22 protein-coding genes are annotated in these 25,338 nt (G+C 74.6%); 12 read left to right on the forward strand and 10 right to left on the reverse strand.

Annotated elements, in window-relative coordinates; all coding sequences use genetic code 11:
- Positions 1-16: 16 nt before the first annotated feature.
- The 8 genes from V6U77_RS01600 (at position 17) to V6U77_RS01635 (ending at position 10,664) form a co-directional block, all read left to right on the forward strand.
- Positions 17-760 (forward strand): metallophosphoesterase family protein, encoded by a 744-nt coding sequence (locus V6U77_RS01600; RefSeq protein WP_334604278.1) that lies wholly within the window; start codon positions 17-19, stop codon positions 758-760.
- Positions 761-1,097: 337 nt separating this feature from the next.
- Complete coding sequence (locus V6U77_RS01605; RefSeq protein WP_334604279.1) at positions 1,098-1,700, forward strand: TetR/AcrR family transcriptional regulator; 603 nt, start codon at positions 1,098-1,100, stop codon at positions 1,698-1,700.
- 40 nt (positions 1,701-1,740) lie between these two features.
- Positions 1,741-2,553 (forward strand): TIGR03084 family metal-binding protein, encoded by an 813-nt coding sequence (locus V6U77_RS01610; protein WP_334604280.1) that lies wholly within the window; start codon positions 1,741-1,743, stop codon positions 2,551-2,553.
- Positions 2,550-4,280, forward strand: coding sequence for an acyclic terpene utilization AtuA family protein (locus V6U77_RS01615; protein WP_334604281.1), 1,731 nt, complete (start codon positions 2,550-2,552; stop codon positions 4,278-4,280). The genes V6U77_RS01610 and V6U77_RS01615 overlap by 4 nt, the downstream gene beginning before the upstream one ends.
- Positions 4,277-5,416 (forward strand): acyl-CoA dehydrogenase family protein, encoded by a 1,140-nt coding sequence (locus tag V6U77_RS01620; protein WP_334604282.1) that lies wholly within the window; start codon positions 4,277-4,279, stop codon positions 5,414-5,416. Before V6U77_RS01615 ends, V6U77_RS01620 begins: the two co-directional genes overlap by 4 nt.
- Before the next feature lie 114 nt (positions 5,417-5,530).
- Positions 5,531-7,132, forward strand: a complete 1,602-nt coding sequence (locus V6U77_RS01625; RefSeq protein WP_334604283.1) for an acyl-CoA carboxylase subunit beta — start codon at positions 5,531-5,533, stop codon at positions 7,130-7,132.
- A 294-nt stretch (positions 7,133-7,426) separates the two neighbouring features.
- On the forward strand, positions 7,427-9,484 hold the full coding sequence (locus tag V6U77_RS01630) for an acetyl/propionyl/methylcrotonyl-CoA carboxylase subunit alpha (protein WP_334604284.1): 2,058 nt from the start codon (positions 7,427-7,429) through the stop codon (positions 9,482-9,484).
- A gap of 16 nt (positions 9,485-9,500) precedes the next feature.
- Positions 9,501-10,664, forward strand: a complete 1,164-nt coding sequence (locus tag V6U77_RS01635) for an acyl-CoA dehydrogenase family protein (protein WP_334604285.1) — start codon at positions 9,501-9,503, stop codon at positions 10,662-10,664.
- A 49-nt stretch (positions 10,665-10,713) separates the two neighbouring features.
- Here V6U77_RS01635 and V6U77_RS01640 read toward each other — a convergent pair whose 3' ends face one another.
- A complete protein-coding gene (locus V6U77_RS01640) occupies positions 10,714-12,519 on the reverse strand; it encodes an alpha/beta hydrolase (RefSeq protein ID WP_334604286.1) in 1,806 nt (601 codons plus the stop codon).
- Between the two features lie 167 nt (positions 12,520-12,686).
- The gene (locus tag V6U77_RS01645; protein ID WP_334604287.1) at positions 12,687-13,193 is read right to left on the reverse strand and encodes a hypothetical protein; all 507 of its coding nucleotides are present in this window, start codon (positions 13,191-13,193) and stop codon (positions 12,687-12,689) included.
- 101 nt (positions 13,194-13,294) lie between these two features.
- On the opposite strand from V6U77_RS01645, the gene V6U77_RS01650 reads away from it, so the two are divergent.
- Positions 13,295-13,642, forward strand: coding sequence for a hypothetical protein (locus V6U77_RS01650; RefSeq protein WP_334604288.1), 348 nt, complete (start codon positions 13,295-13,297; stop codon positions 13,640-13,642).
- Here the strand turns inward: V6U77_RS01650 and V6U77_RS01655 are convergent.
- From V6U77_RS01655 to V6U77_RS01685, 7 genes are all read right to left on the reverse strand, one after another.
- Complete coding sequence (locus V6U77_RS01655; protein WP_334604289.1) at positions 13,619-15,139, reverse strand: serine/threonine-protein kinase; 1,521 nt, start codon at positions 15,137-15,139, stop codon at positions 13,619-13,621. The genes V6U77_RS01650 and V6U77_RS01655 overlap by 24 nt on opposite strands.
- A gap of 31 nt (positions 15,140-15,170) precedes the next feature.
- Positions 15,171-15,641, reverse strand: coding sequence for a hypothetical protein (locus V6U77_RS01660; protein ID WP_334604290.1), 471 nt, complete (start codon positions 15,639-15,641; stop codon positions 15,171-15,173).
- A 120-nt stretch (positions 15,642-15,761) separates the two neighbouring features.
- The gene (locus V6U77_RS01665; RefSeq protein WP_334604291.1) at positions 15,762-19,346 is read right to left on the reverse strand and encodes an adenylate/guanylate cyclase domain-containing protein; all 3,585 of its coding nucleotides are present in this window, start codon (positions 19,344-19,346) and stop codon (positions 15,762-15,764) included.
- Positions 19,343-20,170, reverse strand: a complete 828-nt coding sequence (locus V6U77_RS01670; RefSeq protein WP_334604292.1) for an MBL fold metallo-hydrolase — start codon at positions 20,168-20,170, stop codon at positions 19,343-19,345. The genes V6U77_RS01665 and V6U77_RS01670 overlap by 4 nt, the downstream gene beginning before the upstream one ends.
- Positions 20,171-20,292: 122 nt before the next feature.
- Positions 20,293-20,754 (reverse strand): RidA family protein, encoded by a 462-nt coding sequence (locus tag V6U77_RS01675; protein WP_334604293.1) that lies wholly within the window; start codon positions 20,752-20,754, stop codon positions 20,293-20,295.
- Positions 20,751-20,906 (reverse strand): DUF4177 domain-containing protein, encoded by a 156-nt coding sequence (locus V6U77_RS01680; protein WP_018222171.1) that lies wholly within the window; start codon positions 20,904-20,906, stop codon positions 20,751-20,753. The genes V6U77_RS01675 and V6U77_RS01680 overlap by 4 nt, the downstream gene beginning before the upstream one ends.
- Before the next feature lie 46 nt (positions 20,907-20,952).
- The gene (locus tag V6U77_RS01685; RefSeq protein WP_334604294.1) at positions 20,953-21,432 is read right to left on the reverse strand and encodes a hypothetical protein; all 480 of its coding nucleotides are present in this window, start codon (positions 21,430-21,432) and stop codon (positions 20,953-20,955) included.
- A gap of 309 nt (positions 21,433-21,741) precedes the next feature.
- On the opposite strand from V6U77_RS01685, the gene V6U77_RS01690 reads away from it, so the two are divergent.
- Genes V6U77_RS01690 through V6U77_RS01700 form a run of 3 tightly spaced genes read left to right on the forward strand, consistent with a single transcriptional unit; the run spans position 21,742 to position 24,644 of the window.
- Positions 21,742-22,434 (forward strand): Rv0361 family membrane protein, encoded by a 693-nt coding sequence (locus V6U77_RS01690; protein ID WP_334604295.1) that lies wholly within the window; start codon positions 21,742-21,744, stop codon positions 22,432-22,434.
- 26 nt (positions 22,435-22,460) lie between these two features.
- Positions 22,461-23,438 (forward strand): ArsA family ATPase, encoded by a 978-nt coding sequence (locus tag V6U77_RS01695; protein ID WP_334604296.1) that lies wholly within the window; start codon positions 22,461-22,463, stop codon positions 23,436-23,438.
- A 57-nt stretch (positions 23,439-23,495) separates the two neighbouring features.
- Entirely contained in the window at positions 23,496-24,644 is a 1,149-nt protein-coding gene (locus tag V6U77_RS01700; protein WP_334604297.1) for an ArsA family ATPase, read from the forward strand.
- A 6-nt stretch (positions 24,645-24,650) separates the two neighbouring features.
- Here the strand turns inward: V6U77_RS01700 and V6U77_RS01705 are convergent, their stop codons facing one another.
- Complete coding sequence (locus tag V6U77_RS01705; RefSeq protein WP_334604298.1) at positions 24,651-24,971, reverse strand: WhiB family transcriptional regulator; 321 nt, start codon at positions 24,969-24,971, stop codon at positions 24,651-24,653.
- Between the last annotated feature and the right edge of the window lie 367 nt (positions 24,972-25,338).

Consider the following 25,338-nt stretch of genomic DNA (forward strand, 5'->3'; position numbering starts at 1 on the left):
CGGGCACGGTGAAGCGATGCTGGACCGGGTCGCCGTTCTCTCCGACATCCACGGCGCGCTGCCGGCGCTGGAGGCCGTGCTGGCCGAGCCGGACGTCGCCGCCGCCGACCTGATCGTGCTCACCGGCGACATCGCGGCCGGCCCGCAGCCGGTCGAGGTGCTGGACGTGCTCGCCGACCTCGGCGACCGGGCCTGCTGGGTACGCGGCAACGCGGACCGCGAGCTGGTGCAGGCGCGGGTCGGCCGCCCCTCCCCGTTCGACGTCTCCAACTGGGCGGCGGAGCAGCTCCGCGACGACCAGGTGGCCCGGTTGGCGGCGTTGCCGCTGACGGTCACCCTGGAGGTCGACGGCCTCGGTCCGGTGCTGTTCTGCCACGCCACCCCCCGCGACGACGAGGAGGTCGTGCTCGTCGACTCCCGGATGGAACGCTGGGCGGAGGTGCTCGCCGACGTCCCGGCCGAGGTGGGGACGGTGGTCTGCGGCCACACCCACATGCCGTTCACCCGGCTGGCCGACCGGCGCCTGATCGTCAACCCGGGCAGCGTCGGGATGCCCTACGGCGGTCCCGGCGCCTACTGGGCGCTGCTCGGGCCCGGGGTGCATCTGCGGCGCACCGCCTTCGACGTGGACGCCGCCTGCGCCCGGGTGGCCGCCGAGTCGGGCTTCCCCGACGCCGCGGGGTGGGCGGACGAGTACCTGCGCTCCCGACACAGCGACGCCACGGCCCTCGCGGTGTTCGCCCCGCGCGACGGCCGCTGAGGGCGGCGGAACGAGGGGCGCGGACGGCGACCGGAGGAAGAACGCTGCTCCCGCCCTGTCGAGCTGAATCGCCTACGACATCAGCCCGCCCGGCACCCGCGTGTCGGCGGTCACTCCGAGAGGCGCGGTCAAGGGTGAGTCGTCTACGACATCAGTTCCACAGGGACGGTCAGGGCATTCAGTCCGCTGGCGGGGATGGCGGCCTCGCGAGCACCGAGACCGGCGGGGCATGGGGGCGAGTCACCCGTCGGTGGCGAGCGCGTAGCACGCCGACCGGCTCGTCTACTCGGAAAAAGTCAGGCTTGACTGTTTGTTTCGAGGGCGGCAGGCTGTCCCCGTGCCCGCATCGACCCGTGTCCCTCAGCAGGAACGCAGCCGCGCCACCCGGGCCCGGCTGCTGGAGGCGACCGTCGAGTGCCTGGTCGAACACGGCTGGTCCGGCACCACCACCACCGTCGTCGCAGCCCGGGCCGGCGTCTCGCGCGGCGCCCAACTGCACCACTACCCCACCAAGGCCGCGCTGGTCACGGCCGCCGTCGCCCATCTCGCGCAGCGGCGGGCTGAGGAGCTGCGCACCGAGGCCGAGGCGCTGCCGCCCGGCCCGCAGCGGCTCGACCGGGTGATCGACCTGCTCGGCGTGGCCTTCACCGGCCCGCTCTTCGTCGCCGCCCTCGAACTCTGGGTCGCCGCCCGCACCGACCGGGAGCTGCGTGAGGCCCTGGTGCCGCTGGAGGCCCGGGTCGGCCGCGAGATGCACCAGCTCACCGTCGCGCTGCTCGACGTGGACGAACGCCGCCCGGGCGTACGCGAGGCGGTGCAGGCGACCCTCGACCTGCTCCGCGGGCTCGGCGTCGCCAACCTGCTCAACGACGACTCGTCCCGCCGCACCGCCCTGCTGCACACCTGGAAGCGCCAGCTCGCCACCCTGCTCACCCCCTGACCGCCCACCCTGACCGGCCCGCCCAGCCCACGGAGGCACCATGGTCGACCTCAAGGACCTGCTCGCGGACCTGGCCGACGAGTCGGCGCAGCTCGACGGCCTGGTGACCGGCCGGCCACCGGCCGACTGGGAGCGCGTCACGCCATCGCCGGGCTGGAGCGTCGGGCACCAGATCGCCCACCTCGCCTGGACCGACCACGTGGCGCTGCTCGCCGCCACCGACGCGGAGGCGTTCCTCGCCACCGTGCTCGCCGCCCCCGAACCCTCCCGACTCGTCGACTCCGGCGCGCAGGAGTTCCTCGCCCCACCGGACGAACTGCTCCCCCGCTGGCGCGCCGGCCGGGCGGCGCTCGCCGACGCGCTGGCCCGCGTGCCGGCGGGCGGGAAGCTGCCCTGGTTCGGCACCCGGATGTCGGCCGCCTCCATGGCCACCGCCCGGATCATGGAGACCTGGGCGCACGGCACGGACGTGGCCGACGCGCTCGACGCGGCCCGCCCCGGCACCGCCCGGCTGCGGCACGTCGCGCACCTCGGCTTCCGTACCCTCGGCCACAGCTTCGCCGCCCACGGCCGACCGGTGCCGACCGCGCCGGTGCGCGTCGAGCTGACGGCGCCGCAGGGCGACGCCTGGACGTACGGCCCCGCCGACGCCGCCGACCGGGTCACCGGCCCGGCCCTCGACTTCTGCCTGCTCGTCACCCAGCGCAGGCACCGCGCGGACCTGGCGCTGGCGGCGACCGGCCCGGTCGCCGACGCGTGGCTGGACGTGGCGCAGGCCTTCGCCGGCCCACCCGGCCCCGGCCGCCCACCGACGGCCACCGGAAGCGACGCGGCGGGCGAGGTGGCGGCGTGAGCGACGTACTGCGGGTGGGCAACGCCTCCGGCTTCTACGGCGACCGGTCGACGGCGTGGCGGGAGATGCTCGACGGCGGCGAACTGGACGTGCTGACCGGCGACTACCTGGCCGAGCTGACCATGCTGATCCTCGGCCGGGACCGGCTGCGCGACCCCTCCCTCGGCTACGCGAAGACCTTCCTGCGCCAACTCGAGGGCTGCCTCGGCACCGCGCTGGACCGGGGCGTACGGATCGTGACCAACGCCGGCGGGCTGAACCCGGCCGGCCTGGCCGCCGCCATCGGGTCCCTCGCCGACCGGCTCGGCCTGACCGTCCGGGTCGGACACGTCGAGGGCGACGCCCTCGCCCGCCCGGACGCGCTGACGGCGAACGCCTACCTGGGCGCGTACGGCATCGCCGCCTGCCTGGACGCCGGGGCGGACGTGGTGGTCACCGGTCGGGTGACCGACGCGTCCCTCGTGGTCGGGCCGGCGATCGCCCGCTTCGGCTGGGGCCGCGACGACCTGGACGCGCTGGCCGGGGCCACCGTCGCCGGCCACCTGCTCGAGTGCGGGGCACAGGTGACCGGGGGCAACTTCAGCTTCTTCACGGAGCTGCCCGACGGCGGGCGGCGCCCCGGCTTCCCGGTCGCCGAAGTGCACCCCGACGGCTCCTGCGTGGTCACCAAGCACCCCGGCACCGGCGGCGCCGTCACCGTGGAGACGGTCACCGCCCAGCTGCTCTACGAGGTCGGCGGCCCGGCCTACCTCGGACCGGACGTGGTGACCCGGTTGGACACGGTCGAGCTGGCCGCCGACGGGCCGGACCGGGTACGGGTGAGCGGCGTGCGCGGCACACCCCCGCCGGGCACCCTCAAGGTGGGCGTCAACAACCTCGGCGGCTTCCGCAACTCGATGACCTTCGTCCTCTGCGGGCTCGACATCCCGGCGAAGGCGGCCCTGGTCCGCAACCAGGTCGAGGCGGCGGTCGGCGCGGAGGGGCTGGAGTTCACGCTGGCCCGCACCGACCACGCGGACGCGGCCGACACCGAGGCGGCGAGCGCGCTGCTGCACGTACACCTGCGCGACGGCGACAAGGCGCGGGCCGGGCGGGCCTTCTCGGCCGCCGCGGTGGAGCTGGCCCTGGCCTCCTATCCTGGCTGCACGCTGACCACGCTGCCCGGCGACGCGACGCCCTACGGGGTGTTCACCGCCGACGCCGTGCCGCAGGACGCGGTGCCGCACGTCGCGGTGCTCCCCTCCGGCGAGCGGGTGCCGATCCCGCCACCGGCCCGCACCGCCACCCCGGCGGACGAGCGGGCGCCCGCCGACCCGCCGGAGGCGGACCCACCGCCGGCCGACCGGCCCACGCGGCGCGCGCCGCTCGGCGAGCTGGTGGGGGCCCGCTCCGGCGACAAGGGCGGCGACGCCAACCTGGGTGTCTGGGCCCGCACCGACACGACCTGGGCGTGGCTGCGCGGCTGGCTGACCACCGCGCGGCTGCGCGAGCTGCTGCCGGAGACCGCGCCGCTGACCGTCGAGCGGTACGAGCTGCCGAACCTGCGGGCGGTCAACTTCGTCGTGCGGGGCCTGCTCGGGCAGGGGGTTGCCGCCTCCACCCGGTTCGATCCGCAGGCCAAGGCGCTCGGCGAGCTGCTCCGTTCCCGCCTCGTCGACCTGCCGGCGGAACTCTCGCCCGGCCCGGGTTCCCCGGCCGGCGGCGCGACGCCCGGGGAGGGCCGGTGACCATCGTGGACACGCCGGAGCGCCGGCAACTGCGGGAGCTGGCCCGGGCCTTCGTCACCCGGGAGGTGCTGCCGCACCTGAGTGACTGGGAGCGGGCCGGCGAGATCCCCCGGGAGCTGCACGCCACCGCCGCCAAGCTCGGCCTGCTCGGCGTCGGCTTCCCGGAGGCCGTGGGCGGCAGCGGCGGGAACCTGCTCGACTCGATCATCGTCACCGAGGAGATCATCCGCTCCGGTGGCTCGTCCGGCCTGATCGCCGCGCTCTTCACCCACGGCATCGCCCTGCCGCACATCGTCGCCTCCGGTGACGCCGAGCTGATCGACCGGTACGTCCGGCCGACGCTGGCCGGCACCACGATCGGCGCGCTGGCGATCACCGAGCCCGACGGCGGCTCCGACGTGGCGAGCATCCGCACCCACGCCCAGCGGGACGGCGACCACTACGTGGTCAACGGGTCGAAGACCTACATCACCAGCGGCGTACGGGCCGACTTCGTGACCACCGCCGTGCGCACCCTGCCGCCGGGCAGCGGCGCCCTGACCCTGCTGGTGATCGACAGGGACACACCCGGCTTCACCGTCGGGCGTCGGTTGGAGAAGCTCGGCTGGCACTGCTCGGACACCGCCGAGCTGTCGTTCGCCGACGTACGGGTGCCGGCGACGAACCGGATCGGCGAGGAGGACACGGCCTTCCTGGCGATCATGCAGAACTTCGCCGCGGAACGGCTCTCGCTGGCCACCCAGGCGTACGCGACCGCGCAGCGCTGCGTGGAGCTGGCGGTGCGCTGGTGCCGGGACCGCTCCACGTTCGGCCGTCCACTGGCGAGCCGGCAGCTGATCCGGCACCGGCTCGCCGAGATGCACACCCGCACCGAAACGGCCCGGGCCTACGTGCACGAGGTCGCGACACGGGTGGCGGCGGGCGAGCCGGTGGTGACGGAGGTGGCGATGGCCAAGAACGTCGCGGTGGCCGCCTGCGCCGAGGTGGTCGACCAGGCGCTCCAGCTGCACGGCGGCTACGGCTACCTGCGCGACGCCGAGGTCGAGCGGCACTACCGCGACGCCCGGATCCTCGGCATCGGCGGCGGCACCACCGAGATCATGAACGAGATCATCGCGAAGGGCATGGGCCTGTGAGTGCGAGGAGTGAGCCGGGTTTGCGAGCCCCGCAGTCACGAACGAAGGAGGGCCTGTGAGTGCGAGGAGTGAGCCGGGTCTGCGAGCCCCGCAGTCACGAACGAAGGAGGGCCTGTGACGACACTGCGCAGCGCGATCGACCCGTCCTCGCCGGGGCACCGCGCCAACCGGGAGGCCCTGCTGGAACGCCTCGCCGAGCTGGAGACGGCGCTCGACCAGGCCCGCGCCGGCGGCGGCGAGAAGTACGTGGCCCGCCACCATCGGCGCGGCAAGCTGCTCCCCCGGGAGCGGATCGAGCTGCTGCTCGATGCGGACAGCCCGTTCCTGGAACTGTCGCCGGTGGCGGCGTACGGCACCGACTTCCCCGTCGGTGCCAGCGTGGTGACCGGCATCGGCGTCGTCGAGGGCGTCGAGTGCCTCGTCGTCGCGAACGACCCGACGGTACGCGGCGGCGCGGTGAACCCGTGGTCGCTCGCCAAGACCCGCCGGGCGGGCGAGATCGCCCTGACCAACCGGCTGCCGATGGTGAACCTGGTCGAGTCGGCCGGCGCGGACCTGCCCACCCAGGCGGAGATCTTCATCCCGGGCGGGCGGGTGTTCCGCGACCTGACCCGGCTCTCGGCCGCGAAGATCCCCACGGTCAGCGTGGTCTTCGGCAACGCGACCGCCGGGGGCGCGTACGTGCCGGGCATGTCCGACCAGGTGATCATGATCCGGGACCGGTCGCAGGTCTACCTGGCCGGGCCGCCGCTGGTGAAGATGGCCACCGGCGAGGTCACCGACGACGAGTCCCTCGGCGGGGCGGCCATGCACGCCACGACGTCCGGGCTCGCGGACTTCCTCGCCGCCGACGAGCGCGACGGCATCCGGCTGGCGCGGCAGTGCGTACGGCGGCTGAACTGGCGCAAGCAGGGCCCGCCGCCGCGCAACCCGCCCCCGGCCCCGCCGAAGTACGACCCCGACGAGCTGCTCGGTATCGCCAGCGCCGACCTGAAGGTGCCGTTCGACCCGCGCGAGGTGCTGGCCCGGGTGCTCGACGGCAGCGAGTTCGACGAGTTCAAGCCGGCCTACGGCACCGCCCTGGTCACCGGCTGGGGCGAGCTGCACGGCTATCCCGTCGGGGTGCTGGCCAACGCGCGGGGCGTGCTGTTCAGCGAGGAGGCGCAGAAGGCGACCCAGTTCATCCAGCTCGCCAACGCCGCCGACACCCCGCTGGTCTTCCTCCAGAACACCACCGGCTACATGGTCGGCACCGAGTACGAGCAGCGCGGCATCATCAAGCACGGCGCCCTCATGATCAACGCGGTGTCGAACTCGACCGTGCCGCACCTGACGGTCAACCTCGGCGCCTCCTACGGCGCCGGCAACTACGGCATGTGCGGGCGGGCGTACGAGCCGAGGTTCCTGTTCACCTGGCCGAACGCCAAGTCGGCGGTGATGGGGCCGGCGCAGCTCGCGGGCGTGCTGTCCATCGTGGCCCGGCAGGCCGCCGCCGCCCGGGGACGGGACTACGACGAGGACTCCGACGCCGCGATGCGGATGATGGTCGAGCAGCAGATCGAGTCGCAGTCCGGCGCGCTCTTCCTCTCCGGACGGCTCTACGACGACGGGGTGATCGACCCTCGCGACACCCGTACCGTCCTCGGGCTCTGCCTGTCGGCGATCCACAACGCACCGGTCAGGGGCGCCGACGGCTTCGGCGTCTTCCGAATGTGAGCGCGAGGAACGCAGCGAAGCGGAGTCCCGCAGTCGCGAACGAAAAGCAGGCTCAGTATGTGAGCGCGAGGAACGCAGCGAAGCGGAGTCCCGCAGTCGCGAACGAAGAGCAGGCTCAGTATGTGAGCGCGAGGAACGCAGCGAAGCGGAGTCCCGCAGTCGCGAACGAAAAGCAGGCTCAGTATGTGAGCGCGAGGAACGCAGCGAAGCGGAGTCCCGCAGTCGCGAACGAAGAGCAGGCTCAGTATGTGAGGCGGCAATGAGCCCGATGAATGCGATCGAGAGGCGGCACCAGTGATCCGGAAACTGCTCGTGGCGAACCGGGGCGAGATCGCCCGCCGGGTCTTCGCCACCTGCCGGGCGCTGGGCGTCGAGACCGTGGCCGTGCACTCCGACGCCGACGCCGACGCGCCGTTCGTCGCCGAGGCCGACCACGCCGTACGCCTGCCCGGGAACACGCCCGCCGAGACGTACCTGCGGATCGACCTGATCCTCGACGCGGCCCGCAGGACCGGCGCGGACGCCGTGCACCCCGGCTACGGCTTCCTCGCCGAGAACGCCGAGTTCGCCGCCGCGGTGACCGACGCCGGACTGACCTGGGTGGGCCCGCCGGCCAAGGCGATCGCCGCGATGGGCGACAAGATGGCGGCGAAGGCCCTGCTCGCCGAGGCGGGCGTGCCGATGCTGCCCACCTGGACCGACGCCGACGAGATCACCGACTTCCCGGTGCTGGTGAAGGCGTCCGCCGGGGGCGGCGGGCGGGGCATGCGCGTCGTCCGGGACGCCGCCGCGCTGACCGAGGCCGTCGCCTCCGCGCGCCGCGAGGCGGCCGGCGCGTTCGGCGACGGCACGGTCTTCGTCGAGCGGTACGTCGAGCGGGGCCGGCACGTCGAGGTGCAGGTCTTCGGCGACACCCACGGGACGGTGGTCGCCCTCGGCGTGCGGGACTGCTCCATCCAGCGCCGCCACCAGAAGGTCGTCGAGGAGGCGCCCGGAGTCCTCCCCGTCGAGGTGCGGGAGCGGCTGCACGCCGCGGCGGTGGCCGCCGGCCGGGCGGTCGACTACGTCGGCGCCGGCACGGTCGAGTTCCTGCTCGCGCCCGACGGGGAGATCTACTTCCTGGAGATGAACACCCGCCTCCAGGTCGAGCACCCGGTCACCGAGCTGACCACGGGCCTGGACCTGGTCCGGCTGCAACTGATCGTCGCCGAGGGCGGGGCGCTGCCGGTGGCGGCGACCCCGCCGGCACAGGGCCACGCGATCGAGGTACGCCTCTGCGCCGAGGACCCCGCGCAGGGGTACCGGCCGGCGACGGGCATCCTGCACCGGTTCGCCCTGCCCGGCGTGACCGCCGAGTTCGGGCCGCTGGCCGGGCCGGGCCTGCGACTCGACTCCGGCGTGGCCGACGGCTCGGTGGTGGGCGTCCACTACGACTCGATGCTCGCCAAGGTGATCGCCTGGGCGCCCACCCGCACCGAGGCGGCCCGCGCCCTGGCCGGCGCGCTGGCCCGCACCGAGCTGCACGGGGTGGCCACCAACCGGGACCTGCTGGTCCGCGTCCTGCGCAGCCGCGAGTTCGGCGCTGTGGAGATCGACACCGGCTTCCTGGACCGCCACCCGGAGGTCTTCGCCCCGCTGCTGCCGGACGATCAGCTCCCCCTGGTGGCCCTGGCCGCCGCGCTGGCCACCGCCGCCGCCCGTCGGGCCGACGCGCCGGTGCTCGCCGGGCTCCCCTCGGGCTGGCGCAACGTGCCGGCGTTCCCGCAGGTCACCCGCTTCGCCGGGCCGGGCGGCGAGATCGAGGTCCGCTACCGGTTGGACCGCTCGGGCGGCCTCGTCGAGTGGTCGGTCTCTCCGGGCGCCGGCTCCGCAGCCCCCGCCGACGGGTCGCGCCCGGACACAGCGGCCCCGGCGGCCGGGCCGAGCCCGGACGAGGCGGCTCCGGCAGACGCACCGCCGCCGGCCGTGACCCTCGTCGGGGCGTACCCCGACCGGGTGCTGCTCGACGTGGACGGGGTGCGGCGGGCGTACCGCGTACACCGGGTGTCCTCGGACGTCTTCGTGGACGGCCCGGACGGGGCGGCGAGCCTGACGGAACTGCCGCGCTTCCCCGAGCCCACCGCGGAGCTGGCGGCCGGGTCGCTGGTCGCGCCGCTGCCCGGCGCGGTGACCCGGGTGCACGTCGAGGTCGGGCAGCGGGTGGCCGCCGGCGACCTGCTGCTGACCCTGGAAGCGATGAAGCTGGAACATCCCGTGCTCGCCCCGGCCGACGGCGTGGTCGCCGAGCTTCCGGTCGCGGCCGGCGGGCAGGTCGACACGGGCGCCGTGCTGGCCGTGGTCAACCCCGAGTGATCCTGGAGGCCCCCCGATGAACTTCGACCTCACCCCCGAGCAGGACCAGCTCCGCGACGCCGTGCGCGCCCTCGGCCGCCGGTACGGCCACGACTACTTCGTCGCCAAGGCGAGATCCGGTGAGCACACCACCGAGCTGTGGGACGAGGCCGGCCGGCTGGGCTACCTCGGGGTCAACATCCCGGCCGAGCACGGCGGCGGCGGGGGCGGGATCACCGAGCTGGCCATCGTCTGCGAGGAACTGGCGGCGGCCGGCTGCCCGCTGCTGCTGCTGGTGGTCTCGCCGGCCATCGCGGCCACGGTGATCGCCCGGCACGGCACCGAGGAGCAGCGCAAGCGCTTCCTGCCGGGCTTCGCCGACGGCTCGCTGAAGGTGGTCTTCGCGATCACGGAGCCGGAGGCCGGCTCCAACTTCCACCGGCTCGGCACGGTGGCCCGCCGCGACGGCGACGACTGGCTGGTCTCCGGCCGCAAGTGCTACATCTCGGGCGTCGACGAGGCGTCGTACGTGCTGGTGGTGGCGAGGACCGAGGACGCGGTCTCCGGGAAGCTCAAGCCGGCGCTGTTCGTGGTGCCGACCGACGCGCCCGGGCTGACCCGCTCCAAGCTGGACATGGAGATCGTCTCCCCGGAGAACCAGTTCCTGCTCTACCTCGACGACGTGCGACTGCCTGCCGACGCGCTGGTCGGCGAGTCGCTGGACGCCGGCCTGCCGGCGCTCTTCGCCGGGCTCAACCCGGAGCGGATCACGGTCGCCGCGATGGGCGCCGGCACCGGCCGGTACGCCATCGAGCGGGCCAGCGAGTACACGGCGACCCGCAAGGTCTGGGGCGGCCGGAGCATCGGCTCGCACCAGGGCGTGGCCCACCCGCTCGCGCACGCGGCCGTGCAGGTCGAACTGGCCCGCCTCATGATCCACAAGGCGGCCACCCTCTACGACGCGGGCCGCGACCTGGAGGCCGGCGTCTCCGGCAACATGGCCAAGTACGCCGCCGGGGAGGCCGCCGCGCTGGCCGTCGACACCGCCGTCCAGGTGCTCGGCGGGGCCGGCATGACCACCGAGTACGGCGTCGCCACGCTGCTCGGCGCGGTGCGCGCCGGCCGGATCGCCCCGGTCAGCCGCGAGATGATCCTCAACTTCGTCGCCCAGCACGTCCTCGGCCAGGACAAGTCCTACTGAGCGGGCCGGGGTGCGGCGGGCGCCCGATCGCCCGCCACACCCCGGGTCCTCAGCGGACGGTCAGCGCGCCGACCGCCGGCAGTGGCGCGACCACCGGCGGGAGCCGCTTCGGCTCACCCCGCGCAGGGGCGCCCTCGGCGGCCAGCGCGCCCTTCGACGCCTCCGCCCGCCGGGTCGCCTCCGGCTCGGCGGGCAGTTCCGCGAACGGCTGGACGTCGCCCACGCAGACCTTGCCGTTGGCCGGCAGCGCCCTGCGCAGCAGGTACGCGTCGACCGCGCCGGTCACGCAGGCCGACGTCCCGTACGCGGTGTGCCCCCAGCTGTCGCTGCTGAGCAGGCGGCTGTTCGGCAGCAGCCGGGCCGAGCTGACCGCGCCCCGGTAGTTGGTCGCCGGGTCCCAGTAGTTGCCCACCACCAGCACCGGCGCGGCGGTGCGCCGGTTGAACGGCCCGGTGTAGGCGTCCTCATCCCGCACCGTCCAGGTCTTGCGGGCGCACGGCGAGGTGGCCCAGGTCCAGAGCCGGCCGAAGTACGGGTCGCGGTTGTCGGCCTTGTCGGCGAGCGCCGGGAACGAGCCGGCGCTCTTCGGGTGGTACGCGTCGGTGCAGTCCACGCCGAGGAAGGTCTCCAGCCCGTTCTCGTACGGGAAGTCGTACCGTCGGGCCTGCTCGCGGGCCTTGGCGGCCTGCCGGGTCACGTCGGCCGTCGCCGGGCGGCGGGCGGCCGGCGACGACGCCGGGTCGGTGAGCACCAGCAGGGCGGCGGTGAGGTCCACGACCTCGGCGTAGCCCGCCGGGCCGTAGAGCATGCTGAGGTTGGCGGCGACGAAGTCGGCGTACGTGACGGTGATCGGGCCGAGGTCGGGGTCCTCGATGACCACGGGCTTGGCCCGCAGCCGCTTCGCGACCAGGTCGAACGACGCGACGGGGTCGCCCTCGGCCAGCGCACACGCCTGCGCGCCCGCCTTGTCGCAGCGCACCAGGATCTCCCGCAGCGCCTTGTACGCGCCCTGCGCGCTGCGCATCCGCTCCTCCTGGGACAGGCTGCGCGCCCTGCCCTGGCCGACCCACTCGTTCGGGTTCAGCACGCCGTCGATCACCAGGGCACGGACCCGGTCCGGGAACATGTTGGCGTAGTACTGGCCGAGGATGCTGCCGTAGCTGAAGCCGAGGTAGGTGAGCTTCCGGTCGCCCACGGCGCGGCGCAGCACGTCCATGTCGCGGGCGACCTCGGCCGTCGACATCGCGCCGCTGAGCGGCCGGCCCGTCGTGGAGCAGCCCGCACCGACGGCCTTCGAGGAGGCGACGTACGCCTTCTCCTCGGCCTTCGTCCACGGGAACGCCACGTTCAGTCCGGCGTACGCCCGGGTCTGCTCCTTCACGGAGGGGAAGCACCGGACCTGCTGGCTGGCGGCGACGCCGCGCGGGTCGACGCCGACGACGTCGAAGCGGTCGAGCACCTCGTCACCGAGGAAGTACGGCGCGGCGAGCGCGACGTCGGTGCCGGAGCCGCCGGGGCCGCCCGGGTTGACGAAGAGGCTGCCGATTTTCCGCTGCTGGTCGCGGGCCTTGACCCGCAGCACCGCGACCTCGGTCGTCGGGCCGTTCGGCCGGTCGTAGTCGCGGGGCAGCCGGACGGTGGCGCACTCGGCGTAGTCGTAGCAGGCGTACCAGTCCAGTGTGGGCGTGGGCACCCGGTCGACCCGGCGGGCCTCCAACGGGCTGGTCCGGTCGGAGGTGACCGGACGGTCCCCGCCGGCGGAGGACGGTGCGGCGGCGGCGGGTGCGACCGCGGCGCCGGCGAGGAGCACGCCGGCGATTCCCGCGGCGGCGAGGGACCGGTTTCGTCGTGGCATGTGGACGCCTTCCGGTGGGCGACAGGACGGTCGAGCCGTGGCTCGACCTCCGTCACTCTAGGGACCGCGCGACATGGTTGCGGGCCGGCGAACGGCCGCGTATCCGACAATCCGGCCAGCGATGTAACGAATAGTTCACAGTCGACGCTCTTCGCCGGCGCGTCAGGTCACCTGACCCCGGCCATCCAGGAAGGCGGGCTGGCCTTCGCGCCGTCGGGCGCGTAGTCGTCCACGACCCGCCAGCCGTCGGGCCCCTCGCGCAGCAGCAGGAAGCCGACGATGTCGCTGTGCGGGGCGCCGAGGCCGTAGACCTCGTCCTTGCCGACGAAGCTCATCCGGAGGGCGCAGACCGCGGCCGGATCGCGCTTCGCGTTCTTGCAGAGGCCGAGGTAGCGGACCCCCGGAACGGCCGACAGGTGCCCGGCCATCGCCTCGTCCGGATTGGCGTACCCGCCGCGACCGGCGGTCGACGACGCGGGGGCGGTCGACGACGCGGGGGCGGTCGACGACGCGGGGGCGGTCGACGAGGACGGAGCGGCGGACGGGGACGGCCCCGGCGCGGCGCTGCTCGCGGAGGGCGGCGCGGTCACCGGCTCCGGCGCGCCGTCCGACCCGCACGCGGCCAGCGCACCCGACACCAGCACGGCGGCGACGATCCGGAAGGTGCGGACCACCGGCACTCCTCTCCACGTGGGGGACGATCCCCGGCGGAGATCATCGCATCCGGCGTCGGCCTCCCGGTTGACAGCGGGCCCCGCTCGGACATCCTGGACGGGTGCGAATTCCGAGGCCCGACGCGCGGGCGAAGGCGGTTGCCGCGGCACTGCTGGCGTTCTCCCTGCTGGTGACGCTGATCGGGTGGGGCCGTCAGGATCTCGTCGGGGTGACCCTGGCGCTGCTCTGCGTACTGACCACCATGATCGCGGCGGTGTCGGTGGCGGCGGCCCGGCAGGAGGACGCCACGGAGCCGGCGGTCACGCCGGGCGGCCCGGGCCAGCCGGCCGGGGGCCTCTACGGCATCGACGCGGACACGCTGGAGTCGCTGGACCACCGCGAGGCCGTCCGCGCCATGCGGGAGCACCACCGGGGGCGCGGCGGTTCAGCGGCCCGTGAGGGTGGGTGAGGCGAGCGCGTCCAGCCCACGCCCGGCCAGGCAGCGGTACTTGCGGTCGGTGTCGGCCCCGGCCGGGGGCAGCACCTCCAGGTTCCAGCCGTCGGCGAACCTGATCCCGCTGGTGAGCCGGAAGGTGGTCTCGTTGCAGACCTGGCGCACCGCCGCGTCCGCGCTGACCTCGTCGTGGCCGGCACCGACCAGTGTCTCGGGAAGCCGGCCCTCGGCGTAGCTCTCCCAGGTGTGCTGGCCGTCGCAGGGCACCCGGGACGCCCGGGCCCGCGCGCCGCGCACCTCCATCGGCCCGAAGCACTCCAGTTCGTCGGCACAGCCCGCGCCGACGGGCAACCCGGCCGTCAGGGCGCAGGCGGGCAGCACCGTGCTCGTCGCCGCCACGCTCGTCGCCGCCACGTCGGCCGTCGGCGCGGGGCCGGGATTGACCACCGCGCCCCCCAGCCAGGCACCGGCGCCAGCGGAAGCGGCCAACGCGACCATCCCGGCGCCACCGAGGAACCAGCGCCGCCGACGCCGCCGGCCGACGGTGGGCACCGTGGGGTGCAGGTCCTCCACCGGCGCTCGCGGAGCGGGCCGGGAAACGTGGTCGACGGCGTACGGGCCGACGGGGCCGGGCCCCGTGCCGACCGGCCCCGGCACGCCCGTGCCGCCCACCGGGGAGCCGGCCGGACCGAGCGGCAGACCGGCCAGCTGGTCCCGCAGCTCGACGGCCGAGGGACGCTCGCCGGGATCGTTCGACATCCCGGCGCGGAGCACGTCGATCATCTCGTCCGGCACCCCGGACAGGCCGGGGATCGGCTGGTGGAACATCTCCAGCACGGTGACGAGGCTGGGGTTGCGCTCGGACTGCCAGCGCGGCGGGCGGCCGTGCATCACCGCGTAGAGGGTGGCGCAGAGGGCGTAGACGTCGACGGCGGGCGACGGCGGGCTGTGGTTGAACATCTCCGGTGGCGCGTAGGCCGGCGTGAGCACCTCCAGGGCGACCGAGGCGTCGCGCATCTCGGCCACGACCGCCAGCCCGAAGTCGGCCAGCACCGCGGAGTTGAAGTGCGAGTGGAGGATGTTGGCCGGCTTGACGTCGCGGTGCAGCACCCCGGCCGCGTGCGAGTGGGCGATCGCGTCGGCGATCTTGACCCCGAGGTCGCGCGCCTCGGCCGGCCCGAGCGGCGAGGTCCGCATCCGCTCGGCGTACGAGCCGTCGCAGAGCTCCATGATCAGGTAGGGATGCTGGTCGACCGTGACCCCCACGTCGAAGAGGTCGACCACGTGCGGGTGCGACGACATCCGCCCGGCGGCCCGCGCCTCGCGCAGGAAGCGGGCCTGGTCGTGCTCGCTGTCGAGCGTGCGGTTCTCCACCTTGACCGCGACCTCGCGCCCGACCGAGATCTGGGTCGCCTTGTAGATCGTCGCGTAGCCTCCCCGGGCAAATACGCGCAGATCGGTCAGACCGGGCACGATGGGCACCGGCAGGGCACCGGGCGGAGTCTCGGTCACAGCTCTGAAAATACCCAACCGGACCGGCGGCTCAGTGAACCGCGTCAGCGGCCGGGACGGCACCGGCGACGGAACCGCCTTGGCGGCCCACCGCCCCCGGGCCCGCGCGGCGGTCGTCCCACCAGAGCCCGACGGCGGTCCCCACCGCGCCGAGCCCCTCCCACAGGGCCACCCCGAAGAACCGCCCCGGCGCGACGTCGGCCAGCACCGCGATGCTGAACACCGCGAATGTGACCAGCCGGAACGGCACCGTGAAGCGGAAGAAGGAGCGCCACTCGGTGGCGGTGGCGAGCAGGTAGTAGACCCCCATGTTGAACGAGGCCATCGAGGAGGCCGTCAGGAAGGTGCCGGTGTGGTCGCCGGCGGCACGGGTCTCGGGCACCTCGAGGCCGAGCAGGCGCAGCAGCACCTCCGGCCAGAGCAGCCCGACCGCGCCCATGAGCAGGGCCAGCACGCCGAAGACCGCGATCGTCCACCCGGCGGCCGAACGCGGCAACCTCATGACGGCCCTCCCCAGACCCGACGCGGTCGCACGACCGACCGCCCCTCGGACCTGACACGCTATCGGCCACCCCCGACACAACGCATCCCCAGAACCGCCACACCTTGTCACATGACGGGACTAGGGGGTGGCGAGGCGGGCGCGCAGGGCGTCGGCGGCGGGACGCTCGCTGCGCTGCTCGGTCGCGTACGCCAGGCGCACCGCCTCCTCGGCGCTGGCGAGCGCCTCCTGCGTCCGGCCGCAGGCCGCGAGTGCCTCGGCGAGCACCCTCGCGGCGACCACCTGGCTGCGCACGTCCTCCGCCGGGGCGGTGACGGCCCGCATCGCCCAGTCCAGCGCCTGCTCGCACTGACCGTGGGCGAGCAGCGCGGAAGCGTACCGGGCCATGGTCTGGCGGCGGGAGAAGAGCAGCGAGGGCACGGTGGCGGCGGCGGTGGCCACCGGGGCGAGCAGCCCGACGGCGGTCGCGGAGTCGCCGGCGGCCAGTCGGGCGGTGGCCAGCAGCACCCGGGGTCCCACCTGGACGGGCGCCTGCGGGTTGTGCGGCTCGACGGCGGTCAGCACCGAGCGGGCGTCCCGCTCGGCCGTGTCGCAGTCGCCCAGATCCAGCGCCACGAAACCGCGCAGCGTGCCGGCCATCCCCGTGAGCAACGGGTGCGAGGTCCGCTCCGCGTACGACAGCGCGTCGGTGAGCAGGTCGGCGGCGTGCCCCGGCTCACCCAGCCCGCGCGCCACGACCCCCCGGACGACCAGCGCGAACCCGCGCCCCCAGTCGTCGGAGGCGGCGGCGAACTCCCGGTACGCCCGGCGGGCGCCCCGGTCCGCCTCGGCCAGCTCGCCCAGCTCGGCGGTGGCGAACGCCTCGACCGCGCGCAACGTGCCCACCGCCCACGCCTCGCCGACCCGCTCGCCGAACGGCAGGAAGACCTGCGCCATCCGGCAGGCCTCGCGCAGCCGGCCCGCCAGCAGCCGGGCGAAGGCGGTCGTGCCGCGCAGCCAGGCCCGCCCGTACGGGTCCTTCAGCTCGGCGAAGAGCCGGGCGGCCCGGCCGAGCACGGCGTCGGTGCCGGCGAAGTCGCCCCGGGTCGTGGTCACCCAGGCCAGGTTCTGCAACGACCACGCCTGTCCCCGGCGGTCCTGCGCCTGGAGGCTCACCTGGTACGACGCGGCGAGCCGGCTGCTGGCCTGCCCCAGCCGCCCGGCGACGAAGTCCGCCATGCCGAGGCGGCGCATCGCCGAGGCGCGCAGCGTCGGCAGCCCGCCGGCCGTGGCGACCTGCGACGCCTCCTGCCAGCAGGCCACCGCGCGCGTCTGGTCGCCCATGGTCTGGTGGGCCTGCCCGGCGAGCAGCAGCGCGCTGGTCCGCACGACGGACTCGTCGCCGGCGTTGGCGGCGATCTTCTCGGCGAAGGCGAGGGCGTCGGCGGGGCGGCCGATCTGGAGCAGCGCCCGCGCGTGCACCACCCGGTCGGCCGCCGGCACCCCGTCGCGGGCCAGCTCGGCGGCGCGTTCGGCGTACTCCACGGCCAGCGCAGGCTCGCCCTCCTGCAACGACCGGCGCGCGGCCCCGCCGAGCGCCGCGACGCCCAGACCGACGACGGCCCGCGCCGGCGCGTCCGGCCGCAGCCCGACCGCGTCGGCCAGCGCGGCGGCCCGTTCCACGTGCTGGGCGACGAAGACGTCCCGCGCGGCCTCGGCGAAGCCACCCGGCGCGCCCGCCCCCGTCGGCGGGTCGGCCGCCGCCCACCGGGCCAGCGCCGCGTGCCGCTCGGCCAGCTCGGCCTTGCTCACCCCGGCGTACGCGGCCTCCCGCATGAGCGGGGTCGCGAAGGCGTACCCGGTGCGGGTGCGGTGCAGCATGCGGCGTTGCAGCAGCTCCTCCACCGCCCGCTCCAGCTCGACGGCAACCACCGCCGCCGGCCGGCCGTCGCGGCCGGCCCGCTGCTCGCGCAGCGCCTCCAGCGCCCCGTCCGGCACCGTGTCGCCGACGACCGCCGCGTCCCGCAGCACGGAGCGGGCCTCCGCCGGCAGCGCGTCGATGCGCGCGGCGAGCACGGCGGCCAGGTCGCGGGAGAGCAGGCGGCTGCCGAGCGACCCGGGCACCAGGCGCCAGCCGCCCGGGCTCGGCGAGTTCCGCTCGGCGACGGCGGTCAGCGCGCCCCGTTCCATCAGCAGGGTGACGAGCTCGGCCAGGTAGAACGGGTTGCCCTGGGCGGTGGCCAGCAGCCGGTCGGCGTCGGCCTGCGGCAGCCTGCCGCCGCCGAGGTAGGTGGTGAGCAGCCGGGCCGCGTCGGCGCCGCGCAGCGGCGGCAGCGCGTGCACCTCGGCGTCCGCGACGCGGGTCAGCGCCCCGGCGGTACGCACCAGCTCGGGCCGACCGAGCAGCAGCACCAGCACCGGTCCGGCGAGCCGGGACAGGGTGACCCCGAGCGCCTGGATGGTCTCGGCGGTGGCGTCGTGCAGGTCGTCGACGACGACCACGAGGGGCGCCTCCCCGGCGAGCGCGGTGAGCAGGTCCGCGACCGCGTTCGGCACCGCCTCGGCGTCGGCGGGCTGGGCGGTGCCCCACTCGCCCTGGTCCGCCGGGCCCCCACCGGGCAGTTCGGCGTAGCCGAGCAGGGCCAGCAGCTGGTCGATGGCGATCGGCGTCGACTCGCCGGAGCGGCTGACCCGCTGCCCGAGCCGGCGCAGGCGCTCCTCGACGGCCGGGCGGGTCAGCGCGGTGGCGGCGTCGTTGGGCAGGCCGACGGCCGCCCGGACCAGGTCGGCCAGGGGTGCGAGCCGGCGCCGCTCGCCGAACGCGGCGCAGCGCACCGACAGCACCCGGGCACCGGTGTGCGCGGCGTACCGGCCCGGGCCGACGTCGTAGCCGGCCGCGAGGCGTTCCACCTCGGCGGCGAAGCGGGACTTGCCGATCCCGGCCTCGGCGGTCATCAGCAGCACCCGGGGCTCGGCACGGTCGATCACCTCGGCCAGCCGGCCGGCGACCCGGCCGATCTCGGTCTCCCGGCCGACGAAGGGGGCCTCGTCGCCGAGGCCCGACCGGGTGCCCGGGGCGTCCAGCAGACCGAGCAGCTCGTACGCCTCGACCGGCTCGCGCTTGCCCTTGAGTCGCAGCGGGCGCAGCGCTCGCCAGGAGGCGACGTGCCGGGTGGCGGCGGAGGTGCGCGCCCCCGCGTAGACCGCGCCGACGGCGGCGGCGTCGGCCAGCCGGGCGGCGGTGTTGACGGTGTCGCCGATGACCGTGTATTCGATCGCGGCCTGGATGCCGGCGATGACGTCACCGGTGTTCAGGCCGACCCGCAGGCCGAGCGGCGCACCGCCGCCCCGCTCGTCGTCGAGCACCCGGCGGACCGCCCGCTGCATCGACAGCGCGGCGCGCACGGCCCGCTCGGCGTCGTCCTCGTGCGCGACGGGCGCGCCGAAGACTGCCATGATCCCGTCGCCGGTGAGCTTGTCGACGTGCCCGCCGAACGTCTTCACCGCCCCGGCCAGGGCGGCGAGCACCCGGTCGGTGACCGCGCCGACGCGTTCGGGGTCGAGGTCCTCCGACCAGGAGGTGAAATCGGACAGATCGCCGAAGAGCACCGTCACCACGCGGCGTTCGGCCGCGGGCAGCGTCGCGGCGGCCGGCAGGGCGGCCCCGCAGTTGTGGCAGAACCGCGCGCCGGGCACGGCGACGGTTCCGCACACCGGGCAGGTCACGCTTGCTCCAACCCCGCGGCGCCTCCGCCGAATTCCCGGCCCAGGTACTCCAACTGGGCCCGCACGGACCACTCCGCGGCCCACCACAGCGAGCGGTCGACATCCGCGTAGACGGTCGCGACCACCTCCGCGGGGGTGGTGGCGCCGGCGGCGAGCGCCGCCCTGACCTGGTCGAGCCGGGCGCGGCGGTGGGCCAGGTAGAAGTCCGCGGCGGCGCCGCAGTCGGCCAGCGCCGGGCCGTGCCCCGGCAGCGCCGTGATCCCCCGGTACGTCGAGAGCAGCTCCAGGCTGGCCAGGTAGTCGCCGAGGTGCCCGTCCGGGTGGGCGACCACGGTGGTGCCCCGGCCCAGGATCGTGTCGCCGGTGAGGACCACCCGTTCGTCGCCGTGGCCGGCCAGGAAGCAGACCGAGTCGCCGGTGTGCCCGGGGGTCGGCACGAGCCGGATGTCGAGGCCGTGGTCGCCGAGGTGCTCCCCCGGCTCGGCCAGCGGCTCCCCGGCGATGGTGTGCGTCGGGTCGGCGGCGCGTACGGGGACCCCGTCGAGCAGGTCGTGCAGGCGGCGCGAGCCGTCGGTGTGGTCGGGGTGGCCGTGGGTGATCAGCACCAGGCCGATCGGCCCCAGCGCGGCGATCGCCGCCAGGTGCCCCTCGTCGGCGGGGCCCGGGTCGACGACGACGGCGTGCTCCTGGCCGGGGGCGCGCAGCACCCAGGTGTTGGTGCCGTCGAGCGTCATCGGCCCCGGGTTCGGGGCACGCAGCAGCGTCACCCAGTCCGGCAGTTCGCCGGCGAGCGCCGCCGCCGGCGCGGTGAAGTGCCCGGTCATGGCTGCGATCGTACGGCCCCGCCCGCCACTGCCCGCGATCTTGCGGTTCCGGCCCGAGATACGTCCCGCTTAGCGGCTTTCGTCGGGCGCGGTACGCAAGATCGCGGGGCAGGTGGCACGGGTCAGGAGACCTCGACGATGACCTCTACCTCGACGGGGGCGTCCAGCGGCAGCTCGGCCACCCCGACGGCGCTGCGCGCGTGTCGGCCGGCCTCACCGAAGACCGCGCCGAACAGGTCGGACGCGCCGTTGATCACGCCCGGGACGGCGGTGAAGCCGGGCGCGGACGCCACGAAGCCGGTCAGCTTGACGACCTTGACGACGTTCTCCAGGCCGACCAGCGAGTCGATCGCGGCCAGCGCGTTGAGCGCGCACCGCTGGGCCAGGTCCTTGGCCTGCTCGGCGGAGACGCCGGCGCCGACCTTGCCGGTGGCGAGCAGCTTCCCCTCGGCCATCGGCAGCTGGCCGGAGACGTAGACGTGCTGCCCGGACTGGACGGCCGGCACGTAGCTGGCCACCGGCGGGACCACCTCGGGCAGCGTGTGCCCGAGTTCGGCGAGCTTCGCGTGCGGACCGTTGCTCATGCCTTCGGCCGCTTCAGGTAGGCGACGAGCTGCTCCGGGTTGGGACCGGGAACCACGGAGACGAGTTCCCACCCGTCCTCACCCCAGTTGTCGAGGATCTGCTTGGTCGCGTGGACCAGCAGCGGGACCGTGGAGTATTCCCACTTCTGCATAGGTGGAGGGCTCCCTTGGCTGGAGTTCGACTTCTCGACGCACAGCCTACGGTCCGACGGACGGGCGGGGCGCGGGACGCTGCTCCGGGGGCGCCGGCACCTCGCCGCAGGGGCCGCCGTGCCCGTACGGCTGGGGGCAGCGGGAGCGGTCCGACAGCAGCAGGTCGCAGAAGACGCGGTGCCGGTTGTTCTGGTCGTCCGTGCTGGACACGGTGGTCTCGCCGGCGTCGAGTTCGACCAGGAAACTCAGCGAGGTGGCGACGGTCCCGGCCAGCGCCGTCGCCGCCTTCAGGTCGGCGACCCGGATCGGCAGGTGGATGACGAACCCGGGCTCCTCGTCGTCCCTTGCGCCCGGGCCCGACCGGGCTGGCGCGGGGACCGCCTCGACGGGTTCGGCGACCCGCCGGTACGACCGTTCGTTGATGGGCAGGCCGGCGCCACCCTCGGCGTTCCCGGAGGAGTCGGGCCGCCGTGCCCGGTCGCCCGCCGGGAACTGGGCTCGAGGGTTGTTGTCCACGTCGCGCATGCCTTGCCTCCGGCCGTCATACCTGGTCACGTCATCACCTGCGGGTCAGGCCCTCCGCCCGACCCGTCCCCCGCGCCGCTGAGAACCTAGGTCCACAGCGGCGGCCCCGACAACCGGACGCGCACGATCGATCACTCAAAGTCACATATACGACACACTGCCGGTCGGGAAGCTGATGGCACCCTGCCGCCCCCCGGGGCGGGGAACCGACCGCTACCCTTCCGGTCGGACGGGCGCTCGCCGGCTCGCCGCCAGCTCGATCACGCTCGTCGCCCGGTCAGGCGACGACGTCGCACCCCGGGGGATGAGATGACCCAACCACCCAGCGGTGGCCCCGCCGGACCGCCGGCCGACCAGCCGGGTTTCCCGTCCGCTCCCGACACCGCCGGGGCGCCCGGCCCGGCCGCCGCCCCGCCCGGCCCGGCCACCTATCCGCCCGGCCCGACCGCCGCCCCGCCCGGCCCGACCGCCTATCCGCCCGGCCCGACCGCCGCCGGTGACGCGTCGATCCCGCCGCCTCCGGCCGGCTACCCGCCCTACCAGCCGCCCGCCGCGCCGAAGAAGAGGCGCGGGGCGCTCATCGCCGGCATCGCCCTGGCCGTGATCCTGCTGCTCTGCGCCGGCGGCGGCGTCGCCACCTTCCTGACGCTGCGCGACGCCGAGAGCGGCGAGGGGGCCAAGGAGCCGACGGTCGCGGTGGACGAGTTCCTCAAGGCCGTCTACCAGGAGCGCGACGCGGACCGGGCGGCCGGCCTGGTCTGCTCCTCGTCCCGCGACGAGAAGAAGATCGCCGCCAAGGTGGCCGAGGTGGAGAAGCACGTCTCGACCCACCAGAACCCCCGGTTCCGGTGGAGCACCCCCCGGGTGGACAACCAGACCGGTGACCGGGCCACGGTCACCACCAAGGTCACCATGACCACCGCCGACGAGAAGGTCGCCGACCAGGACCTGCGGTTCACCGTGGTGAAGAAGACGGGTTGGTGGGTCTGCGAGGTCGCCTGAGCCACCGCCCTGGATAGGCTCGACGGGTGCGAGCAGCAGAATCGCCGGCCGATCCGGCCGGCACGCAGTGGCCGGCACGCCTCCACGTCGTGACGGGCAAGGGCGGCACCGGCAAGACCAGCGTCGCCGCGGCGCTGGCCCTGGCGCTGGCCGCCGGCGGCCGGCGCACGCTGCTGGTCGAGGTCGAGGGGCGCCAGGGCGTCGCCCAGCTCTTCGGCACCGATCCGCTGCCCTACGAGGAGCGGCACCTGACCGACGCGCCGGGCGGCGGGGAGGTGCGGGCCCTGGCGGTGGACGCCGAGGAGGCCCTGCTGGAGTACCTCGACATGTTCTACAAGCTCGGCGCGGCCGGTCGGGCGCTGCGCAAGCTCGGCGCGATCGACTTCGCCACCACCATCGCCCCGGGCCTGCGCGACGTCCTGCTCACCGGCAAGGTGAAGGAGGCCACCACGCGTACCGTCGGCCAGCGGCGCGCGTACGACGCCGTGGTGCTGGACGCGCCGCCCACGGGGCGGATCGGCCGCTTCCTCAACGTCACCGCCGAGACGGCCCGCCTGGCGAAGATGGGCCCGATCAAGACCCAGAGCGAGGGGGTCGCCGCCCTGCTGCGCTCCCCGATCACCGCCGTGCACGTCGTCACCCTGCTGGAGGAGATGCCGGTCCAGGAGACGGTCGACGCGATCGCCGAGCTGACACGGCTCGGTTTCCCGGTGGGGCGCGTGATCGTCAACGGGGCCCGGCCGCCGCTGCCCGCGGGACGGGTGGTGGCCGCCGCCGAGCTGGAGCGGGGGCTGCGCGCCGCCGGGCTGCCGACCGACCGGGACACCGTCGCCGGGCTGGCCGCCGAGGCGCGTGACCAGGCCGTCCGCCGCGAGCTGGAGGAGACGCTGCGGGCCGACCTGGTGGAGCTGGGGCTGCCGATGACCGAGCTGCCGCTGCTGCCCGACGGGGTGGACCGCGCCGGTCTGGACCGGCTCGCCGCGACCCTCGTCCGGGCGGATTGACTCACACCTGCCACGGGCACGGGCGCACGGACCGACCCGGCCGGATACGCTCGATTCGTGCCTTCCGAAGACGCGGCGCCGCAGCTGGACGTCGACCAGATCCTCGCCGATCCGGGCGTCCGGATCGTGGTGTGCTGCGGGGCGGGCGGGGTGGGGAAGACGACCACGGCCGCCGCGCTCGCGCTGCGCGCCGCCGAGCGGCACGGTCGGCGCACGGTGGTGCTCACCATCGACCCGGCCCGCCGGCTGGCCCAGTCGCTCGGGCTGACCGAGCTGGACAACACCCCCCGCCAGGTCAAGGGCATCGACGTCGAGGCCAGCGGCGGCGAGCTGCACGCCATGATGCTCGACATGAAGCGCACCTTCGACGACGTGGTGCTCCAGCACACCGATCGGGCGAAGGCCGAAGAGATCTTCGCCAACCCCTTCTACCAGGCCATGAGCTCCACCTTCGCCGGCACGCAGGAATACATGGCGATGGAGAAGCTGGGCCAGCTGCACGCACGGGGCGAGTGGGACCTGATCGTGGTGGACACCCCGCCGTCCCGCTCGGCGCTGGACTTCCTGGACGCCCCGGCCCGCCTGTCCCGCTTCCTCGACGGGCGGATGCTGCGGCTGCTGCTGGCTCCGGCGCGTACCGGCGGGCGGAGCATGTTCAGCCTGGTCACGGCCTCGTTCGGGATGTTCAGCAAGGTCGTGCAGAAGGTGCTCGGGGCGCAGTTGCTGACCGACCTCTCCGGTTTCGTCGCCGCGCTGGACTCGATGTTCGGTGGCTTCCGGCAGCGGGCCGAGCAGACGTACCGCATCCTCCAGGCGCGGGAGACGGCGTTCCTGCTGGTCGCGGCGCCGGAGCCGGACGCGGTCCGGGAGGCCGCCTACTTCGCGGGCCGGCTGCGCGAGGAGAAGATGCCGCTGGCCGGCCTGGTGCTCAACCGGGTGCACCGCTCGGCGGTGCCCGGGCTCGACGCGGCGGCGAGCCTGGCCGGCGCGGAGCGGCTGGCCGGCCTCGGCGGGCACGAGGGCACCGTCGACGTGCTGCGGGCCCACGCCGCGCTGGCCCAGCAGGCGGTACGCGAGCGCCAGGTGGCGGCCCGGTTCACCGAGGCGTTCCCGGCGGTGCCGGCGGTCTCGGTGACGGCGCAGCCCGCCGACGTGCACGACGTCGACGGGCTGCGGACGATCGGCGCGGCGATCAGCCGGCCGTGACGGTGCTCAGCCGGCGGTGGTGACGAGGATCTTGTCCTTGCCGGACTTGTCCTTGGCGTTCTTCTTCATCGCGGCCTCGAACATCTTGCGCCAGCTCGCCACCTGGGGGTGACGGCGCAACAGCGCGCGGCGTTCGCGTTCGGTCATGCCGCCCCACACGCCGAACTCGATCCGGTTGTCCAGCGCGTCGGCCAGGCACTCGTACCGAACTGGGCAGCTCCGGCAGATCCGCTTCGCCACGTTCTGTTCGGCGCCCTGTACGAACAACGCGTCCGGGTCCCCGTTCTGACACGCCGCCAGCGACGGCCAGTCAGTGATCATGCCCATCTGTACACGTCCCCCCTTGCAGTACCTACCGACCCCGTCGCGGACCAGCCGGCAATTCCCCCCGAGCGCCCGGCCGGCCTTCCCCAAGGCGGCACGGACGACATGTGGCGCTGTCGCCGCCACCATCATGCTCTGTAGTCGGCTGATTACGCAACGTTGTCGGCGAAATCCATCATTCCGGACACTCCCGGCTTCCCGGGCTTCGCGACCGCCGGTTACCCCGTCCGGGTCCGTGAAAACGCTGCGAGCCTCCTCCGTCAGGAGGGAGACTCGACGCCGGATTCACGCAACCACACACCGGGGGTCGTGCGTTTAGCACAACGAGGTCGGCGCGCGCAGGAAATGGGGAAAGAACGCCCCGGCGCCC

Origin of the sequence: Micromonospora sp. CPCC 205546 (assembly GCF_036902715.1) — a bacterium.
Lineage (GTDB): Bacteria > Actinomycetota > Actinomycetes > Mycobacteriales > Micromonosporaceae > Micromonospora.